The sequence below is a fragment of the Halorubrum sp. SD626R genome (assembly GCF_001261915.1).
GTDB lineage: Archaea > Halobacteriota > Halobacteria > Halobacteriales > Haloferacaceae > Halorubrum.
Genome location: NZ_CVRT01000061.1, coordinates 1 through 1,196 on the forward strand (window position 1 = coordinate 1; position 1,196 = coordinate 1,196).

General features: G+C 59.1%; 1 pseudogene. It reads left to right on the forward strand.

Annotated features, from left to right (window positions below):
* Positions 1 to 102: 102 nt before the first annotated feature.
* Positions 103 to 1,196 (forward strand): annotated as a pseudogene (locus SD626R_RS06205) (hypothetical protein); the annotation flags it as partial.

A 1,196-nucleotide genomic window follows, 5' to 3' on the forward strand; every position in this document is an offset into this window, starting at 1 on the left:
TTTCGGTCATAAGCACTCTGAAGTCGAACGCCTCATCCTCTAACTTTACGCGACCAAGAAAACACCACCAAGTTATATAGAATAAACAGAAATAATCAGTCAGTGATAGCTGCGTTGGGAACTTACTCGAATTCTGCAGATAGAGTGCTATTCAATACGACTGGATTGCAAACAGGTGTATATTTTCTATCCGATGATGGATTAGATAGAAATAATCAATTTGAATTAATTGGCCGGAATAAACAAGAGGTCGATCTTATTGATATTACAAATAGATTGGAGTCTGGTGTGAATATTAAGTACAGTCTACAACATAATACGTCAAGAGTAGGCGTGAATGTTACCAACGTGAACATAAACGGAACTTTCGCTACAGCGAATCTGTCCACACAAAATCCGGGACAGACATCGATCAGTCTCAACACCTACGCGTTCGGCAACGAGTCGCTGACAGACGGTCTCATAACGGCAGGACCGAACGCGACCGTTGAATCGATTAACGCGTCGGCGTCGAACGGGACGCTCCCGCCCGGAGAGTATCGGATCGAAGTTCGGTCCGAGCAGGGGCTCGCCGCGACGACGGACGAGGCGACCGTCACGATCGGAAACCGATCGACGAACGGGATGCGCGCCTACGCGACGACCGACCTCGATCGAGAGGACCTCAGGACGGCCGACGCGGTGCGGCGAGCGATCGCAAACGGAACGCTTTCGTCGACCTCGACCGTCGCCCCGAACGAGACCGTGGCGTACGCCGTCAACGCCACGGGGTTGAGCGGGCTACCGGCTGCGCGGGACGGGCCGTTCGAAAGCGGTTCGGACCTCGCCCGGCTCGGTGGGCTCGCGTTCGGCGTGCGGTCGAACGCGTCGACGACGGCGACCGAGGACGGAGGGTTCGACTCGCGCGAGGCGGTTCCAAGGAACGCGTCCGTGCACGTCGACGAGGGCGGGCTCTACGTTGTCGCCGAGGGCGACGACGCCCTCGCGACCGACGAAACGCCCGCCGACGGGGAGGCGTTCACCGCCGAGTTCGGCGTGGAGGACGATCGGCTGCGCGAGGCCGCGGCGGATCCGACGAGCGACCACGCCGCGTCGACGACCGTGTCCTTCGAGGCGCCGCCGTCGGAGGGAAGCGTCGACTCGAGCGACGAGTCCCCCGAAGCGGACGCCGGTCGACTCGGCGGAGGCGGTGGTGG